General features: G+C 66.6%; 13 protein-coding genes. 6 read left to right on the forward strand and 7 right to left on the reverse strand.

Translation table 11 applies throughout. The features are described from left to right. Nucleotides 1–118: 118 nt before the first annotated feature. Nucleotides 119–1279 (forward strand): hypothetical protein, encoded by a 1161-nt coding sequence (locus AC10V3_RS10060; RefSeq protein WP_022535100.1) that lies wholly within the window; start codon nt 119–121, stop codon nt 1277–1279. Between the two features lie 78 nt (nt 1280–1357). On the opposite strand, the gene AC10V3_RS10065 is transcribed toward AC10V3_RS10060, so the two are convergent. After that, nucleotides 1358–3373, reverse strand: a complete 2016-nt coding sequence (locus AC10V3_RS10065; RefSeq protein ID WP_490923621.1) for an acyl CoA:acetate/3-ketoacid CoA transferase — start codon at nt 3371–3373, stop codon at nt 1358–1360. 633 nt (nt 3374–4006) lie between these two features. Here AC10V3_RS10065 and AC10V3_RS10070 point away from each other — a divergent pair. Both AC10V3_RS10070 and AC10V3_RS10075 read left to right on the forward strand, forming a co-directional pair. Next, nucleotides 4007–7381 carry a bifunctional diguanylate cyclase/phosphodiesterase gene (locus AC10V3_RS10070; protein WP_454751958.1) on the forward strand — a complete coding sequence of 1125 codons (3375 nt, stop codon included), beginning with the start codon at nt 4007–4009 and terminating at the stop codon, nt 7379–7381. 67 nt (nt 7382–7448) lie between these two features. Continuing rightward, a complete protein-coding gene (locus AC10V3_RS10075; RefSeq protein WP_490923622.1) occupies nt 7449–8015 on the forward strand; it encodes a glycine-rich domain-containing protein in 567 nt (188 codons plus the stop codon). Here AC10V3_RS10075 and phaZ read toward each other — a convergent pair. Continuing rightward, complete coding sequence (gene phaZ, locus AC10V3_RS10080) at nt 8012–9247, reverse strand: polyhydroxyalkanoate depolymerase (RefSeq protein ID WP_022535104.1); 1236 nt, start codon at nt 9245–9247, stop codon at nt 8012–8014. The two genes, AC10V3_RS10075 and phaZ, sit on opposite strands and share 4 nt — an antisense overlap. Before the next feature lie 334 nt (nt 9248–9581). Between phaZ and AC10V3_RS10085 the strand changes: the two genes are divergently transcribed. Both AC10V3_RS10085 and AC10V3_RS10090 read left to right on the forward strand, forming a co-directional pair. Next, nucleotides 9582–9707 carry a hypothetical protein gene (locus tag AC10V3_RS10085; protein ID WP_349607225.1) on the forward strand — a complete coding sequence of 42 codons (126 nt, stop codon included), beginning with the start codon at nt 9582–9584 and terminating at the stop codon, nt 9705–9707. 97 nt (nt 9708–9804) lie between these two features. Next, the gene (locus AC10V3_RS10090; protein WP_490923624.1) at nt 9805–10383 is read left to right on the forward strand and encodes an elongation factor P; all 579 of its coding nucleotides are present in this window, start codon (nt 9805–9807) and stop codon (nt 10381–10383) included. 31 nt (nt 10384–10414) lie between these two features. On the opposite strand, the gene AC10V3_RS10095 is transcribed toward AC10V3_RS10090, so the two are convergent. From AC10V3_RS10095 to AC10V3_RS10110, 4 genes are all read right to left on the reverse strand, one after another. After that, on the reverse strand, nt 10415–11398 hold the full coding sequence (locus AC10V3_RS10095; protein WP_022535107.1) for a Bug family tripartite tricarboxylate transporter substrate binding protein: 984 nt from the start codon (nt 11396–11398) through the stop codon (nt 10415–10417). Between the two features lie 116 nt (nt 11399–11514). Next, the gene (locus AC10V3_RS10100; protein ID WP_022535108.1) at nt 11515–12504 is read right to left on the reverse strand and encodes an FAD binding domain-containing protein; all 990 of its coding nucleotides are present in this window, start codon (nt 12502–12504) and stop codon (nt 11515–11517) included. A 1-nt stretch (nt 12505) separates the two neighbouring features. Next, nucleotides 12506–12991, reverse strand: a complete 486-nt coding sequence (locus tag AC10V3_RS10105; protein WP_022535109.1) for a (2Fe-2S)-binding protein — start codon at nt 12989–12991, stop codon at nt 12506–12508. An 11-nt stretch (nt 12992–13002) separates the two neighbouring features. Next, nucleotides 13003–15201, reverse strand: coding sequence for a xanthine dehydrogenase family protein molybdopterin-binding subunit (locus AC10V3_RS10110; RefSeq protein ID WP_490923626.1), 2199 nt, complete (start codon nt 15199–15201; stop codon nt 13003–13005). A gap of 134 nt (nt 15202–15335) precedes the next feature. Between AC10V3_RS10110 and AC10V3_RS10115 the strand changes: the two genes are divergently transcribed. After that, entirely contained in the window at nt 15336–16523 is a 1188-nt protein-coding gene (locus tag AC10V3_RS10115) for a hypothetical protein (RefSeq protein ID WP_490923628.1), read from the forward strand. A gap of 17 nt (nt 16524–16540) precedes the next feature. Here AC10V3_RS10115 and AC10V3_RS10120 read toward each other — a convergent pair whose 3' ends face one another. Continuing rightward, entirely contained in the window at nt 16541–18571 is a 2031-nt protein-coding gene (locus AC10V3_RS10120) for a S8 family serine peptidase (protein ID WP_022535112.1), read from the reverse strand. Nucleotides 18572–18701: the final 130 nt, after the last annotated feature.

Raw genomic sequence — 18701 nt, forward strand, 5'->3', positions numbered from 1 at the left:
GTAGGGCCAGCTTGCTGGAGTGCCGTGATGTGCCTTATCAGGCATTTATCCTTATTTATTTGCAAAGGGTAATTTATCAAGATAGGATAAATGCTGATAATCGCACCCGGAAGTCACTATGTCCGAGCCGTCCGCCGCCTCCGAACGTTACACCTTTCGCCGCCCCGTGTTGGCGGCAAGCTTCTGCGCAGCCTTGGCCGGGGAGGGAATCCAGGATGCCCGCTCGGGCCTGTTCCTCGCGGCGCCGCGCCGGGTAGGGAAGTCCACGTTCCTGCGCGAGGACCTCACGCCGGCCGCCGGGCAGCGCGGCTGGGTCACCGTGTACGTCGATTTGTGGTCGAACAAGGCGCACGATCCGGGCGAGCTGATCGCCGACGCCATCAAGCACAAGATTGCCGATCACGACGGTGTCGTGAGCAAAGCCGCAAAGGCTGTCGGCCTCACCAAGATCACGGTCATGGGCACCCTCGGGTTGGACCTCACCGCTACGGGATTGCCAGCGGGCGTCTCGCTCACGCAGGCCCTTGAGGCGCTGCGCAAGGGCGCCCGGAAACCGGTTCTCCTGATCGTTGATGAAGCGCAGCATGCCCTGACCACAGAGAAGGGCGTGGAGGCGATGTTCGGCCTGAAGGCGGCGCGCGACGCGATGAACGTTTCGGGCAAGGCCCCGGACCTCATGCTGGTCTTCACCGGCTCAAGCCGGGACAAACTCGCGCACCTGGTCATGAATTCGCGCATGCCGTTCTACGGCTCCCAGGTGACGCCGTTCCCGCTGCTTGATCGAAACTTTACCGACGAGTTTACCAAGAGCGTGAACCGGGCGCTCGCCGCGGGCAATCAGCTTGAGCCGGAGGCCGTCTACGAAGCCTTCGTGATGGTCGGGCACCGCCCGGAGATGCTTCGCCACCTGATTGGCACGATCGCACTGGCGAACGAATCGCCAAACCTCAGTACCCGGCTCAAGGATGACGCGACGCTCGTCCAGGAGCGCTTGTGGCATGACGTCGAAAGCGACTTCACCTCGCTGTCGCCACTTCAGCAGGCGGTGGTGCGTGTCATGGCCGGCAAGGATGGCCAGTTCTCTCCCTTCGGAGAGAGCGCCATGTCCGCGTACAAGGCCCTTGTGCCGGAGCATGTGAGCGTCAGCGCCGGGACGGTGCAAAATGCGATTGACACCCTTCGTGAGCGCGAGATCGTATGGAAGGAGTCGCGAGGCTCGTACGAGATCGAAGACCAGGCGTGGCTGAGTTGGCTCCGCGCCAAAGGCCTGACGTCCTGAAGAACGCGGTAACGAGGCCGCGTCGACTGGAGCCTGCAGGCCAGCCTGCACGCAGCAAGCGCCCGTGGCGCAGCCAGCCTAGTCGCTGCGGGGCTGGTCCCGCAGGCTCGCTTTCGCTTCTGCCTCGGTCTCGTAGACATAGGGCGCGAGGCCGCACCGGGCGAGCGTGTCGCCGAGCTTGGCGCGCATGAAGGCGCTGGTGGTAAAGCGGGTCACGCCGATGTAGTAGCGTGCCACCATGTCCGAGATCATCTCGACATAGGCATCTTCCACGCTCCGGTCGAGCACGAAGCCCTCGTAGTTGACCACGGTGTAGACCCTGTGGCCCAACGGCTCGCAGATCCGGATGACCTCCTTGCGGATCGCCTCGACGTCTTCCTGGCGCTTCACTTCGAGCTGCTCGAAATTCAGGAACAGGATGTTCTTCTCTTCGTCGTAGTTGAAGCGCGCCTCCAGCGGCAGGCGCAGCACGTCGGCACGCAGTCCCATCGGCTCGGGGCGGAAGATCCGTTCGTCCATCAGCACCGGCGAGCGCACGATCGGGACGAAGTCCATCTTGGCGAGAATGTCGCGCTCCAGGTCGACGCCGGGCGCAATCTCGATGAGTTCCATGCCCTGCGCGCCCAGTTCGAACACGCAGCGCTCCGTGATATAGAGCACGGGCTTCTGCGACGCGGCCGCGTACGGCCCGGAGAAGGTGCGATGCTCCACTTCCTGGACGAATTTCCTGGCCGTGCCGTCGCGGTGGATATGGAGCTTGCCGTCGGTCACCGAGAACTCGCCGCCGCCCGCCATGAAGGTGCCGACGAACACGGCCTTCTTCGCATTCTGGCTGATGTTGATAAAGCCGCCGGCACCCGCCAGCCGTGGCCCGAACCGGGAGACATTCAGGTTGCCCATGCGATCGGCCTGCGCCAGGCCGAGGAAGGCGATGTCGAGCCCGCCGCCGTCGTAGAAATCGAACTGGTAGGGCTGGTCGATGATCGCGTCGGGGTTGGTCGCCGCGCCGAAGTTCAGCCCGCCGGCAGGGATGCCGCCGATCACGCCCGGCTCGGTCGAGAGCGTCACGAGGTCGAGGATCCGTTCCTCGTTGGCGACGCTGGCGATGCCCTCGGGCATGCCGATGCCGAGATTCACCACGCTGTTGGGCTGGAGTTCCATCGCGGCGCGCCGGGCGATCACCTTGCGTTCGCTCATCGCCATCGGCGCCACGCTGCTCGCCGGGACGCGGACCTCGCCCGAGAACGCCGGATTGTACGGCGTGGCAAAGGTCTGCAAGTGGTTCTCCGGTTGCGCCAGCACCACGCAGTCCACCAGCACGCCGGGAATCTTGACCTGGCGGGGATTGAGCGAGCCGCGTTCGGCGATGCGCTCCACCTGCACGATCACCATCCCGCCGCAGTTGTGCGCGGCCATGGCGATGGCAAGGGCTTCCAGCGTCAGCGCCTCGCGCTCCATGGTGATGTTGCCGTCCGGATCGGCCGTGGTGCCGCGCACGATGGCGACGTTGATGGGGAAGGCCTTGTAGAACAGATAGTCCTGGCCGCCGATTTGCATCAGCTCGACCAGGTCCTCGGTAGTGCGTTCGTTCAGCTTGCCGCCGCCAAAACGCGGATCGACGAAAGTGCCCAGTCCGACCCGCGACAGGTGGCCCGGCTTGCCGGCCGCGATATCGCGGAACAGGTGGGTGATCACGCCCTGCGGCAGGTTGTAGGCTTCGATCTGGTTGCCGACCGCGAGCTGCTGGAGCTTCGGTACCAGCCCCCAGTGCCCGCCGATCACGCGCTTCACCAGGCCGGGCAACGCGAAATGGTTCAGGCCCCGCTCCTTGCCGTCTCCCTGACCGGCGGCATAGACCAGGGTCAGGTTGCCGGGCTTCGACAGGCTGACGGGCGTGTCGTCGTCGTGCGACAGGCAGATCTCCTCGACGGCCATGGCAATCTCTTCCGCGAAGCCGATGCCGACGAAGCCGCCCGTCGCCACGGTATCGCCATCCCGGATCAGGCGCACGGCTTCGCGCGCCGAGACCAGCTTGCCGTTCTCGCGCGTGTGAATCGCTGGCAATGGACGGTGTGTACTGTCTTGCGTGTTCATTTGGATATTTGGATCAATAGATGCCGGTCGGTAGTAGAAGGATTGACGAAGCCGACCATCTTGTCCATGAACACGCTGATGAGCATTGGCGGCACCAGCCCCGGGTCGGTGACTATGACGCCAACGACGCTTCGCCCGAGCAGAGTAACCGCATGGTAGGCGATCTTTCCCGCAGAACCACACCTTTCCCGGCAGCGCAGGCGTACTGGCGGAAGCCGTAGCAGGTAACGCGCCCGTTATTCACCATGAGCCCGTTCCGGCCGCTCAGGACGTCATTCCGCCGGCCTCGAAAACCGCGGCAAGTGCCAGATCCTCGACGACAGGTGTCACGGTCAGCTTCATCCTGTCGTTCCACGCGTACGCGAATTCAGTGAGCGTCTTGCCGGAGGTCGGCGAGCACTCTGGCGGGGAGGCTGCGGGCGCCGGCCGCCTTCAAATTGACACCCCACTTAAGTTGGGTGTTTGCGCCGCGATAATTAGCGCCCGTCATCCCCCGGTTGCTATAGATTGTTAAGACATATAAAACGGCCAGTTTCGAAGAGCAACGACGGCCAATAAGTGCATTTTTCGCATCAGTCGAGGGCGGCCGCCGCTCAGCCGCATGGCCGCCATCGACATCCGGGGGAAACAATCTTGCGCCAGACGCTTGCGCGCATGCTGCGCCCGCTTGGACGCCTTGGGTCGCGCACCATCACGGCGGGCACCTTGCTGCTTGGCGTGCTGACGACGGCCGTCGTCTATGTGTTCTGCACCAATCTGCTGGAAGAGGATATCCGCCTGCGTTTTGAGAACGATACCGGCGACGTCATCCAGCAGATCGATACACGGATCCGGCTTTATACCGACGTACTGGTGACCATGCAGGCGCTGTTCGGCGCCAGCGACCATGTCTCGCGGGGTGAGTTTCGCGATTTCGTCAGCGGGCTGAACCTGCCGCAGCGCTATCCCGGTTTCCAGACGCTGAACTACGCGCCCTATGTGCCGGCGGCCGAGATCGACGCCTTTGTCGCCCGGCAGCGGAGCGATCCGATCCTGCGCGAGGCAGGCGTGACGTTCAGCGTCCGCCCCCCGGGACAGCGGCCCGGCCACTTCGTGCTGACCTATGTCGAGCCGCTCGACATCAACCTGGCGTCGATCGGTATCGACATGGGCGCCGAGCCACGCCGCCTGGCCGCGCTCGAACGGGCGCGCGATACCGGGCAGTCGGTCAGCAGCGGCCGCCTGATCTTCAGCGAGGCAAAGAACCCGCATGTGGGCATCGCCCTGCGCCTGCCGGTGTACCGCAAGGTGCCGGACCTGGACACCGTGGAAGCGCGCCGACGCGCCTATGTCGGATCGGTCGGTGCGGGGATCCGGGTGGACGATCTGCTGAAAGACCTGGTCAGCAACGAGAATCTGCGCCGGATCCGGTTCCGCGTGCATGACGCCGGAGACTTCGCACAGGCGCCGGCTCCCCCCTCGGCCGCCAACCTGCTCTATGACAGTGTGACCGGACTGGTCGCCCGGGGACGCAGCCGGGGCGCAGGCGGCAGCGCCGTCCACGCCAGTGCCGCGCATGGCGCGCCGGCACTGGCGGACGACCAGACGGGCGCGGGCCAGCATGACCTGGTCAAGAGCGCGGTGCGGGATTTCGGCGGGCGGCGCTGGGTGATCGAATTCGCCGCCGATGCCGGGGCAATCGGTGGTCCCCAGCGCTACCTGCCGACGCTGGTGGTGATTTCCGGCCTGATCATCAGCGTGCTGCTGGGCTGGCTGGCCTACGCGTTGTCGAGTTCGCGGGCGCGCGCCGTCGCCGTGGCCGACCAGATGACGCACAGCCTGCGCGAGAGCCAGGCGGCGCTCGCCGAGGCGCAGCAGATTGCCCACCTGGGCGACTGGCGCATCGATCTGGGCAAGGACATCGCGCACTTTTCCCGGGAAATGGCGCACCTGCTAGGCTGGCGCGGCGACAAACCGACTCCTGACGTGTTGTTCCAGGCGATCGACGCCGGCCATCGCGCCGTGCTGCGGGAAAGGATGCGGGCAGCCTTGCAGGATCGCCAGCCGTTCGAGTTCGAGTGCCCCTACCGGTCGCAGCGCGGACGCCGGGGCTGGCTGCACCTGATTGGCCACGCGCATGGGCTTGCGGACAGCGCCGTGCTGCGGGGAACCGCGCAGGACATCAGCCAGCGCAAGTCTGCCGAGCAGGCCAGGGCGCAGGAACACCAGATTGCCCTGCACCTGGCCACCGCCACCAGCGAAATCGAGGTGCTGGAGGAGATTGTCCACACGTTGCTCGGCGGCATGGACTGGGAGGCAGGTGCCTTCTGGCCGAATGACGACAGCCAGGGACTGAAGCTGCCGCCGGTCTACCTGGCACGCGTCAAGGCGCTGGAGCCCTGGCTCGCTGAGCGCCCCGCATGGCCGGCCGGTGCTGTGCTCTTGCAGGCGCCACAATGGTATGCAAACCGGAACGCGATGGCCCGGCACGCGCAAGCGGGATGGCTCGACGCGGGCGGCATCCGGACGGTGTTCGCGTTCCCGCTGAGCAGGGGCCACGTGACGCTCGGCGTGGTCGAACTCTATTCCCGTGGCAAGCGCAGCGCTGATACGCACGCGCTCGCGATGGCGAGCGGTATTGCCAATCAGACCGGGCACTTCCTGCTGAGGCGCCAGGCCGAGGAGGACCTGCGCTTCATCGCCAATCACGATGCCCTTACCGGCCTGCCCAACCGGCTGATGTTCAAGGCCGAGTTCGAGAAGGCGCTGAACCGTGCCCGCGCCAGCGCCCAGGCCTTGCATGTCATTTTTGTCGACCTGGATGAATTCAAGGTCGTGAACGACACGATCGGCCACAATGCCGGCGACACCGTGCTGCGCGAGATGGCCGACCGGTTGCGCGAGAGCCTGGACGGCGTGGAACTGATCACCCGCTTCGGTGGCGACGAATTCGTCGTGCTGCTGGACCCCAAGGGCGACTCGACGATCCTGGGCCGGATCATTGCGAAGATCCAGGCTGCGCTCGCGCCCGGCTTCGTCGTCAATGAATCGGAACTGCGGATGACGGCAAGCATCGGCATCAGTTCCTTCCCCGAGGACGGCAACGATTGGCAGACCCTGCTCAAGCATGCCGACCTGGCCATGTACGGTGCCAAGCAGCTCGGCAAGAACGGCTACCAGTTCTACTGCCGCGGCATGAGCGCATCCCTGCAGCGGCGCATCGACATGGAGTCTCACCTGCACCGCGCGCTCGAGCAGGACGAATTCATCCTCTACTACCAGCCGCGCATTGCGCTCGCGTCGGGAGCGTGCACGGCGGTCGAGGCACTGATCCGCTGGCGCCACCCGGAACTCGGCATGGTCATGCCCGGAGATTTCATTCCCTTCGCGGAGCAGAGCGGCGCCATTGTCGAGATAGGCGCGTGGGCCCTGCGCGAAGCGTGCCGCCAGAATGCCGCATGGCTCGCCCAGGGGCTGCCGCCGGTGCGTGTTTCAGTCAATCTTTCGGCTCGGCAGTTCGCCGACAAGTCGCTCAGGCTGACCATCATCGATGCCCTGCGGCAAGCCGGCCTGCCTGGCAACCTGCTGGAGCTTGAACTCACCGAGAGCATGGTCATGCGCGATGCCGAACAGGCTTCCAGCTGGCTCTCGCGCCTGAAGCGCACGGGCGTTCGACTGGCTATCGACGACTTCGGCACCGGCTACTCCTCGCTTGCCTACCTGAGCCGCTTTCCGATCGATACGGTCAAGATCGACAGCAGCTTCGTCCGCTACATACCGGAAAGCCGCAGCGACACGCAGATTACCAGCGCGGTGATCGGACTCGGCCACCGGCTCGGCCTGGAAGTCGTCGCCGAAGGCGTGGAGAAGGAGGCGCAACTCGAATTCCTGCGCAGCGAAGGCTGCGACGAAGTGCAGGGCTACTACTTCAGCCATCCGCTGCCGCCGGCGAAGATCACCGCCTTCCTGGCCAGCCGCATGGAGAACGGCCCAGCTTTCGAGCATGGGCCGCAACCAATGCGCGCCTGACTGCCGCCGGTCCGGCGCGTGCTTATGCAGTCCAATATCAAGCCGTCCAATAACAGGGAGCTAAATCATGCAGGACCGTTCTGTTGAAATCATGTGGCAGGCCATCGAAGCCCTCGACTTTTCAAGGATGAAGGCCAAGCTACTGCACCAGAAGCATGCGCATTGGTCGCCGGAATCGCTGGAGCAGGCGGAGAGCGGCTACCGGCAGTTCCTCAAGCTGGCTGCGAAGTATCCGGACACACCCGCCGTCCCCAGCGAGCAGGTGGATGCCTTCTGGCATGCCCACATCCTGGATACCAGGCGCTATGCCAGCGATTGCGAACGCATTTTCGGGTATGTCCTCCACCACGATCCCTACGTTGGCATCGACGGCCCGCAGGATGAGGCCCGCCTGCTGGAAATGGCCGCCGCGAGCGATGCGCTGAGCCTGCGCGAATTCGGCAGCCCGCTGACCTCTGCCGCATATTGCGCTCGGGCAGCAGCCGAGGATCCCGCGTACTGCGCGCGCATGGCCAAGGCCGAGGATCCCGCGTACTGCGCACGCATGGCCAAGGCCGAGGATCCCGCGTATTGCGCACGCATGGCCAGGGCCGAGGATGCCGCGTACTGCGCACGCATGGCCAAGGCACACTAGGCAAATTGCCGGATCTGGTCCCGGACGACGGGACCAATGGCGGTACGCCAGCGTGGGCCCAGGAACAGATCGTAATGACCACACTGGCGTGCCGTGATGTGCCGCTTGTGGCATGGGGCAATGCCTGGACACAAATCGTGCGCGGCGTGGGTCTGGCCACGGCCGGCAATGTCATCCAGTTCGCCTTCGATAGTGAGCAATGCAGTGGTGTGGATGTCCTGCGGGCGCACCGGTTGGCCTCGCACGCGCCAGTCGCCGAGGGCCAGCCGAAATTCCTGAAACACGATCCGGATGGTGTCCAGATAGAACTCGGCTGCCATATCAAGGACCGCGTTATAGGCATCGCACGCGCGCCGGCACGTATCGGCACCGGCGCTGTCACCCCAAACGAGCTCGAGATAGTAGTCCCACTGCGAAGCAACCAGACGGTCGGGCTGCGTCGCCACTAAACCGGCATATTGCAGGAAACTCGGATACACCTTTCGGCCGGCACCGGGGTAGCGATCTGGCACTGCGTAAATCAGGTTCTGTTGAAACCATTCGAGCGACCGGTGCGCCGCGAGCCTGTTGACCGCGGTGGGGCTACGGCGGGCATCGATCGGGCCGCCCACCAGGATCAGGCTCCGGGGCGTTGGCTCACCGCCGCTAGCCAACAGGGAAATGGCCGCCAGCGCGGGCACGGTGGATTGACAGATCGCAAGCACGTGCAGGCGCTCGGTGCCGATCAGGCGGATAAACGCTTGCAGCAGCGCCACATTCTCATCCAGGTCGAACTGCCCGTCCGCTAACGGCACACGGCGGGCATCGATCCAATCGGTCACGTACACCTCATGGTCCGGCAGCAACGTTGTAACGATTTCCCGTAGCATGACGGCGTGGTGACCAGCGAGCGGGGCGCAGAGCAGCACCGCCGGCCTCTCCTTGGCGACGGAGCAATCAGCTGCGGGCTCGGCCGCGAAGCGCAGCAGGCGGCAGAATGGGCTGTCGAGTACAAGCTGCTCGACCACTGGTGTGGTGCGGCCCTCCTGTTCGACCGCCGTAATGTTGAACTCGGTCTTCTCGCAGGCTTCGCCGAGCCGGTAGAGGAATTCGTAGCCTGCGGCAAAGTACGGCGCACCCGGAAGGCCGGCCAACGGACTGTCAGGGTTGCCGAAGGCGTGCGCGGCGCCTGCGGCCCAGATGGTCAGCGGATGCAAGAGCGCTCGCTGATATTCGAGGAACTGGTAGAGCATTGGAGCTCCAGGGAACGGGCCGGATAATCCAGCCATCGCCGACAGAGGTGGCGGAAGCCGATACTAGATCCACGCGAGGAATGCCCCAGACCCCATCACGGGCATCCTTGCCACGGCGCCACGGCCGCGTGTCACCGACGTTACAGTGATTATGCGGTCCTTTCCAGCCAGATTTTTACTATAGGGCAGGCACGAAGCGCGGCAAGTTCCGTGAACGGCGGCTTGAAACGTCGAACTGTGCCGACGCGCACGGAGGCCGGCGCCCGTGCGCCGTAGAAAGAGCACATTAGAGGCGTCGAAGGCCTGGGCGAGCAAGAGGGCTGGAGGCCAGGCAATGACCGACAAGCAAGGCAAAGGCGCGGAAATGCCGTGGCTGGCGCTGGCGTACATCGTCTTCGTTGTGGTGTTTGCGTTTGGCGGCATCAGCATTTGCAGCTTCGCCGCGCCGGGTGGATACTGAAGCATCTCCATGAGAATCTTCAGCCTCGCCACGAGGGCCGGGCTCGGCAACAGTGCCAGGCTGAAGCTGTTACCTCGCGACGGGCAGAGGCACGCAAATGACTGAAGCTTCCGGATTGAAAGCGGGCATGGTCATTTTGCTCGACGGCGAACTCCACAGTGTGGCCAGCGCGGAGCACCATGCTGGCGGCGGACAACAGGCCGGCGCGCTGTTCGCCAGGCTCAAGCACTTGAAGACAGGTCACATCAAAGCGCTACGCCTGCACCTGAGCGACAGGCTCGAGGATGTTGTGCTCGAGCACAAGGAGATGGAATACCTGTATACGGACGGCGTCGCGTTTTACTTCATGAATCCGGACACGTTCGACCAGATCAGTCTCCCCATTGAAGCCATCGGCGCCTACGAAAAGTACCTTCAGCCCAATATGCGGATTCCGGTGCAGCTTTACGAGGGCGAGCCGGTCAATATCGCATTTCCCACGCAGGTCGAGCTCGCGGTCGTTTCCACGCCGCCGGGGTTGCGCGAGCATGAATCGTCCACCTTCAAGAGCGCCACGCTTGACAACGGCATGGAGGTCCTTGTTCCCCAGTTCATCAAGGAGGGCGACACCGTGAGGATCGATACCACCACAGGAAAATACCTGGAGCGCGTCAGGCGGGAAGCCAGAAGGCCCTGAGTATCGTAACCTTCATGCCGCCGCGCCAGTACTACCCGTCGATCTTGTACCCGATATCCTTGATGAACTGCCCCCAGCGCACATAGTCGCTCTTGACCTGCGACGCAAAGGCGTCCGGTGTGATCGCCTTCGGCGGCAGCACGCCCACGCCGGCCAGGCGCTTGTGATAGGCGGGATCAACCAGCACTTTCTGCACCGCCGCCGACACGGCGTCGGTGGTCGCCTTGGGCATGCCCTTGGGGCCGAACAGCGCAAAATAGCCGCTGAGTTGTTCCATCTCGGCAAAGCCGAGTTCGCGGAACGTGGGGGCATTGGGGGCGAGGTCTGACCGCTCCGGAATCGTGGTGGCGAGCACTTTGGTCTTGCCCGACTGGTAGAGCGGCACGCCGGTGGTCAGGCCATCGATCATCAGCGGCACCACGCCGCCCACGAGGTCCTGCGTGGCCGGTGCGGACCCCTTGTACAGCACCGGTTCGAGGTTGGTGCCGGCCAGGCGGTTGAACAGCAGCGGCCCGAAGTGCGACGACGTGCCCGGCCCGTAGGAGGCCGAATGGATCGGCTTGCCCGGATTGGCCTTGGAATAGGCGATCAGTTCCTTCAGGGTGGAGTAGGGCGCATCCTTGTTGGCAGCCATCAGGACCGGCGCGCGGCCGATCTCGGCCAGTGCGGTGAGGTCGTTGATCGGGTCGTACGGCACGCGGTTGATATGCGCGCCGGACGTGGCCGACGAGCCCAGCGTGACCAGCAGCGTATGCCCGTCAGGCTTGGCGCGAATGACATCCTGGGTGGCCGGCACCGTGGCGCCGCCGGGCTTGTTCTCGACCACGACGGATTGCCCGCTGGCGCGGCCCAGGTAGTCGGCGAACAGCCGCGCCACCACATCGGTGCCGCCGCCGGGCGGATAGGCAACCACCAGGCGGATCGGGCGGCCGGGCCATTCTTGTGCCCATGCCTGCGGCGCGATGGCCGCTGCGGCCGATGCGCTGACTGCGGTGAGGAACTTGCGCCGGTCCATGCACTGTCTCCTTTGCGCGCGCAGCGCTGTGGGTGTGATTGCAACCAGTAGCATAGTAGGGGGTGTTTCCGGGGAATTCACCCCGGGTTTTCCAGACGACCGCGCAGGCGCGCAGGTCACAACGCCGCCGCCTCCCGCAACGCGCGCTCCACCGCCCGCATGGCAATCGCGCGCTTGGCCGCGTCCGCGCTTTTCGGCGGGATCGCCAGCATGGCGGCCACCAGCGCCTCAGGGAACTCAGGCTTGTCATGACGCTTGCCCTGGATGGCAGCCTCCACCGACGCCAGCCGCCACGGCCGGTGGGCCACGCCGCCCAGCGCGATGGCGGCGCGCTTGATGGTCTTGCCTTGCAGCGTCACCGCCGCCGCCACGGACACCAGCGCTGACTGGTAGGCGGCGCGGTCGCGCACCTTCAGGTAAACGCTGTGGCGCGCCAGCGCGCCGCGCGGCACGATGATCCGCACCAGCAATTCATTCGCCTTCATGTTGTGGTCGCGCTGGGGCGTGGTGCCGGGCGTGCGCAGGAAATCCTGCGCCGCCAGCACGCGCTCGCCGCCGGGGCCGCGCACCACGATCTGTGCGTCCAGCGCGGCCAGCGCGACCGCCAGGTCGGACGGATGGGTGGCGATGCAGCGGCTGCTGCGGCCGAACAGCGCGAAGGCACGCGTGGCGCCGGCCAGCAGCGCGGCGCAGCCGGAGCCGGGTGTGCGCTTGTTGCAGGGGACGTCGATGGTGCCGTTGCGGAAGTAGGCGCAGCGGGTGCGCTGCAGCAGGTTGCCGCCCACGGTGCCGGCGTTGCGGATCTGCGCAGAGCCGATCTGTTCGAGTGCCTGGGCGATGGCCGGGAATTCGCGCACGACATCGGCGTCGGCGGCTACGTCGCTGATGCGCGCCAGGGCGCCGATGACCAGTGCCGTGCCGGTCATCGACACCTGGCTCAGTTCGGCGATGCCGCTGAGGTCAACCAGCGTGCCGGGCGCGCAGATGCCTTCGCGCATCAGGTTGAGCAATTCGACGCCGCCGGCGATGCACATCGTGTCGGCGCTGCCGATGGCAGTGAGGGCGTCGGCGACGCTGGTGGCGCGCACGAAGGCGAATTCGCGCATGTCAGCCACCTCCGCCCGGATGGTCGCGGGCGTAGTCGAGCACCGCTTCGACAATGTTGGGATAGGCGCCGCAGCGGCACAGGTTGCCGCTCATCCAGGCGCGCACCTCGTCCGCCGATCCGGCATGGCCCTCGGCCACGCAGGCCAGCGCGGACATCACCTGGCCGGCGGTGCAGTAGCCGCACTGCAGGGCGTCGTGATCGAGAAAGGCGCGCTGCAGGGCGTGCAGCTTCCTGGCTGAGGGCGCCAGGTCCTCGATGGTGCGCACGGCGTGGCCGTGCGCCATCACGGCCAGCATCATGCAGCCGAGCACGCGCCGGCCGTCGACGTGGACCGTGCAGCTGCCGCACTCGCCCCGGTTGCAGCCGACCTTGGTGCCGGTCAGGCCGAGCGCGTCGCGCAGGGTATCGGCCAGCGTGGCGCGGGTGTCGACGGTCAGGTCGCGGGCGGTGCCGTTGACGGTCAGGTGGATGGCGGTAGTCGGCATGCTCGGCTTCGTCAGGGCAGCAGGGTGTCGAGCTGGATCGGCAGCCGGCGCACGCGCACGCCGGTGGCGTGGTACACAGCGTTGGCAATGGCGGCGGCAATGCCGACGATGCCCAGCTCGCCCACGCCTTTGCTGCCGAGCGGGTTGGCCTTGTCGTCAACCTCTTTCACCAGGATCACGTCGATGGCCGGCACGTCGGCACAGGTCGGCACCAGGTACGACAGCAGGCTGGCGTTGACGAAACCGCCCGCCACCGGATCGGAGACCGACTCTTCCAGCAGCGCCATGCCGATGCCGCCGACGATGCCGCCGGCGAGCTGGCTGCGCACCAGCAACGGGTTCACGACCTGCCCGACGCCAAAGGCGCTGACCACGCGGCTCACGCGCGGGACGGGCACGTCCGTATCGACCACCACCTCAACGAAATGCGCGCCGAAGGACAGCATCGGCCCCGGCGCCGTGGTTGGCGGGGCGGCGTTGGCACTGGCGTCGAGCGCAGCGCCGCCGGCGGCCACGATGGCGTCGAAGCCGACACCCTGTGCAGGCGATGCCGTGAGGAAGACGCGGCCGCCGCCGGTGGCCATCGCGTCGACCGGCTTGCCCGTGAGCCCGGTGCCCGGCTGCGCGGCGGCAGCGGCGAGCAGCTTGCCACGCAGGTCGCGGCTGGCCGCCAGCACCGCGGAGCCGACGCTGGCGAGCGTGCGCGAGCCGCCCGACACGGTGGTGCGGGGCAGGGCGGTGTCGCCGATCTCGACCTTGACGTGGTCCAGGTCGGTGCCCACGGCGTCCGTGGCGATCTGGGCCAGTGCGGTGCAAATGCCGCCGCCCATCTCGTGCGTGCCGCTCCTGACGGTCAGCATGCCGGTGGCGTCCATCGATACGCTGGCGGAAGCGGGCGAGCGGTTGACGGGATACGCCGCGCTGGCCATGCCCCAGCCGATGCGCTGGCCCTGCGCGTCGCGCATCGAACCGGGCACGGGCTGGCGCGCGGCCCAGCCGAATTTCTGGCTGGCCCGCTCGTAGCACTTGCGCAGGCTGTTCGAGGTCCATGCCACGCCCGAGACCGGGTCGGTGGTGGCGAAGTTCTTGAGCCGCAGCGCGACCGGGTCCATGCCGAGCGCCACGGCCAGCTCGTCCATCGCGCTTTCCAGCGCAAAGAAGCCGGTGGCTTCGCCGGGCGCGCGCATGGTGGTGGGCGTGGGCAGGTCGAGCCGCACCAGCGAGCGGCTGACCTGCCCCGACGGGCAGGCATAGATCATGCGCGTGCGCGAGGTGGCCGGCTCGAAGAAATTGTCGTTCATCGAGGTTGTGGTCTTGGCACTGTGCGTCAGCGCCTTGAGCGTGCCGTCGCTGCTGGCGCGCAGCGTCAGCTGCTGCTCGGTGTGCGGACGGTGGCCGACCATCGAGAACATCTGCGCGCGCGTGAGCGCCAGCACCACCGGCCTGCCGACCCGCTGCGCGGCCACGGCCGCCAGCAGCACGTGCGGCCAGGTCAGCCGCTTGGCGCCGAACGAGCCGCCGACGAACTTCGACACCACGCGCACCTTCGCCACGGGCAGGCCAAAGCAGGCGGCCACCATCGCCTGCTCGCCGCGCATCCATTGCGAGCCGTCGTGCAGCGTGAGCGTGCCGCCCTGCCATGCGGCAACGACGGCGGTGCGCTCCATCGGATTGTGGTGCTCGAAGGGCGTGACGTAGGTCTGGTCGACCAGCACATCCGCTGCAGCGGGCGCGACCGCGGCGGGCGTTGCCGCGGCCCAGCGGAAGTTATGCATCGGCGAGGCGGCGGGGCGCGCGACAAGCTGCGCGGCGGGGATGACCGTGGCCGGCTTGGGCGCGTAGCGCACGGTGAGACTGTCAGCGGCAAACTCCGCGGCCTCGCGGCTGGTGGCGACGACCACGGCGATGGCCTGGCCGAGATGGGCGACCTTGTCGTCCTGCAGCGGCAGGCGGCGCTGGCCGGCTGCGGCGGGGAAGGGGTCAGGAACCTGGAAGCGGCGGCAGTCGGCGGCGGTGATGACGTCGAGCACGCCAGGCACGGCGCGGGCCGCGCTGTCGTCGATGGACAAGACGCGCCCTTTCGCAATCGTGCTGGCGCGGATGACGGCATGCGCCGCATCGGCGGGGGCGGCATCGGCGGCATACTTCGCCAGCCCGGTCACCTTGGCGTGGCCGTCGATGCGCGGTACGGATTTCCCGACTGACGGCATGGTCGGCCCTCCTCCCACATCGCAAGAACTCTAGTACATGAATCCCGGCCCTTCAATGACATGTGGTTGATGTCTGACCTGCAGCGAACTAGGCTAGGTACGCAAAGAAGCGCGCGGCGCGCAAAGGGGGGACCATGAGCGAGGCACTGGATTTCCGCAAGTCGCTGGCGCGCCAGCTGCTGTCGTCCGGCATGACCGAAGCCGATTTCGACAACCATCCCACCGTGGCGACCACGCTTGCCGCGGCGCCCGGGCTGGCGGCGCACCCCACCATTGCGTTCCCGGCCACGCTGCGGCCGATACCGGTGCCGATCGATCCCATGCCCGCGCTGGACGCTGCGCTGCCGCGTGCCGACGTGGTGGTCATCACCTGGACCGTGGACGAGACCATGGCGTTGTGCGATGTCATGACGCCGGGGTTCTCGCGCGACCACTGGTATCGCTATGCCCGCAACTTCGACCAGTACCTGCCGAAGATCCGTGCCGGCGCCCCGGCGCGCGGCGTGATGCGGCTGGCCAGCTATTTCCCGGTGCGGATCGGTACGAAGAAGGTGCTGTGCATGAAGTCGGAGCTGCACCTGAACCAGGATGGCATCACCAGGCCGCCGGCGGGCAGCGCGCACAAGGCATCGCTGCCGGTGAGGGACCTGTTCCACCAGATCCTGGACGAGACGCGGGCCAAGCTGATCATCACCACCGGCACGGCGGGCGCGGTCTTTGCCGAGCACGACCTTGGCGACGTGGTGGTCACGCGCGGCGCCAAGTTCCGCTGCAAGCGGGAGTTTCGCGACAGCCCGTTCAACGACAAGACCTACAAGTCGGAATGGACCGTCAAGACCAAGCACTTCGCCAAGGCGTTGGCGCTGATGGGCGCGTTCAGGCATGAGCTGGCCGAGCCCGAGTTCCTGCCGCCTACCGTCAACTACGCGCCGCTGCACAACATCCCCAGGCCGATCCGCGAGAACAATCCCGATATCAAGCTGGACGGGCGCGACATGCCCGCGTTCCACCCGATCCTGACCACCGACTTCTTTGAGTTCGGCACCTCGCTCAACCACCTTGAAGAGATCGGCTCCGCCGTGGAAATGGGCGACGCGGTGCTGGGGCTGGTGGTGCAGGAACGCGCCGCCGCGGGCAAGTCCACGCCGCGCTGGCTGGTGGTGCGCAATTGTTCCGACCCGCAGATCAACGGCAGGCTGCGCAGCAAGCCTGCCAGGCAAAGCCTGCAGGCGATGTGGGCGGTCTACTACTACCAGGGTTTCGGCTACTGGACTAGCATGAACAGCGCACTGGCCTGCTGGGCGATCATCGCGGCGAACTGACCTGCCCCGTGCCGGCCTTAGCCGCCGACACGGATCACCAGTGCGTAGCTCTGCGGATCCAGCGCCACCGAGTGCGCCACCACGGCAACGGTTGCGGTGCCCGCCGGGATCTGGTTCCAGTCCACCTGCTCGACGTTGTTGACGCGATCGAACCCGGCCGCGCCGCGCGTCATGTTGCCGTGCCATTCACGCGTGCCGGCCTTGACGATCAGGTCCAGGTCGCTCTGCAGCCCTTCGCCGGGCGGGTCGGTCCACACCAGCGTAACCTTCAACCGGCGCGCATCGGTCGGGATCGCGACCAGGTACTCCTCGCGCTCGCCGGTATCGAGGCGGGCGTCTTCATCGAAGAACTGCAGCGTTTCGTTCTCGGCGTAGGGACCGACAACGGCCTGCAGGTCCACGCGGCCGAAGCCCTGGGCGTTGTTCGGCACCACGCCGGCCTCGGACGGTGTGTACTGGCCCGCCAGCTGGCGGGCGCCGTTGATCAGCAGCGCTTTGAGCAGGGCAGCGCTGGGCTTGCGCAGCTGGTGGTGCACGCGCAGGAACTGCCGCGTGACGGCGACGCAGCCGGCCACCAGCGGCGTGGCCATGCTGGTGCCGCCGTCGAACATGTAGAGTGGATCGCCCGACAGGCCCCAGCCTTCGGAGCGCGTCGCGCGCGAGCGCGCGGACAGGATGTAGGTGCCAGGTGCCACCAGGTCCGGCTTCAGGCGCAGGTCGAGCGTGGGGCCGCGGCTGCTGAAGGCCACCATCCCGTCGGGATTGCTGGCGAGCCGGTCTGAGCGGATCGGGCTGGCGCGGAAATCCGCCGGCCAGCCCCTGCCGTACGTCATCCTCATGGTCGGGCGCAGGCTCTCGCTGGCGCCGATGGTCAGGCAGTTCTTGGCGGTGCCCGGTGGCGGCAGCGAGGAGGGATCGACCTGCCCGTTGGCGTCGCGGTCCTTGCCGGCATTGCCGGCAGCAAAGCAGATCAGCATGTCGCGGTGGCGGTAGACGAATTCATCCACCTCCTGCGCCTGCTGGTCATAGGCGCCGAAGTTGCCCAGGCTGCACCACGAGTTGGAATGCACGCGCGCCTTGTGGGTCTTGTAGGGCGGCCCGAACAGGTCATTCAGGTTGTCGGGCAAACCGCCAAGGCCGGCGTTGCGATCCAGCACCGATTGCAGCACCAGCCTGGCGCCGGGCGCGGCGCCGCAGACGGCGCCATCGGTGACGGACACGCCGTCGCCCAGTACCGAGCCGGCGACATGCGTGCCGTGGCCGTCGGGGTCGTCCTTGCGGCCCGGACGGCCCAGGGCGTAGAGCGCCTTGACGCGGCCCTTGAATGCGGGATGCACGTCGGTGGTCGAGCCTTTGTCGAAGCCGGTATCGGCCACCGCGACGACTTCACCGTCGCCGCGCAGGGCGTTGCGCTCGGCCGCCGCCGGGGCGCGCAGGATGGTGCGGGCAACGTTGTTGGCCAGGCGGCGGGAGAAGACCTCCTCGATATGGCGCACGGCATCGAGCGCGGCCACGTCGGCGAGGCGGCGGCGTTTCAGGGTCAGGCGCAGCTTCTGCCCCGTGGCAATGACGTCCGCGGGCTCCACGTGCGCCGCTGCGGCGACGTCCTTGGCCGCCTGCGCCGGCCTGGCGTTCCGGTGCAGCACCACGTCCACGGTCACGCGGGAGCTGTCCAGCTCCGGCGGCTGCACCAGCGCGGCCGCCGCGACGGCCACGCCGCCGGGCTGGGGCGCCAGGCGCCGCAGCGACGGCGACAGCTTGACCACCTGCGGATACTGATCGGCCCAGTCCACGAACGGCAGCGCCCGCACCTTGGCCAGGCTCGTCTTGGGGTAGTAGCACACCAGCCCGCCGCCGGGCACGGCCTCCAGGATGCTGGCGCCCGCGCGAGCGAGCTGCTGCTTCTGCCTGGCATCGAGCGGAGCCGCCGGCACCACGATGATGTAGTTCGTGGCGCCGGCGTCCGCGTTGTCCAGTGAGACAGCGGCCAGCGCGGCGCGCGGCGCGGACGTGTCGATGGCGATGCCGTTGATCGTGATCGAAGCCATGGCGGAATCCTCCGGAGGCAGCGCCGTGCCGCCGCTTTTTATCGGTTCTCAGCCTGTTCTAGACGGAAAGCCGAGCCCCCGTGATGAAAATTTTCTCGGACCGGTTGAAATGACAGTGTGTTGTGGCGCA

The organism is Cupriavidus sp. PB-02, from assembly GCF_058252315.1.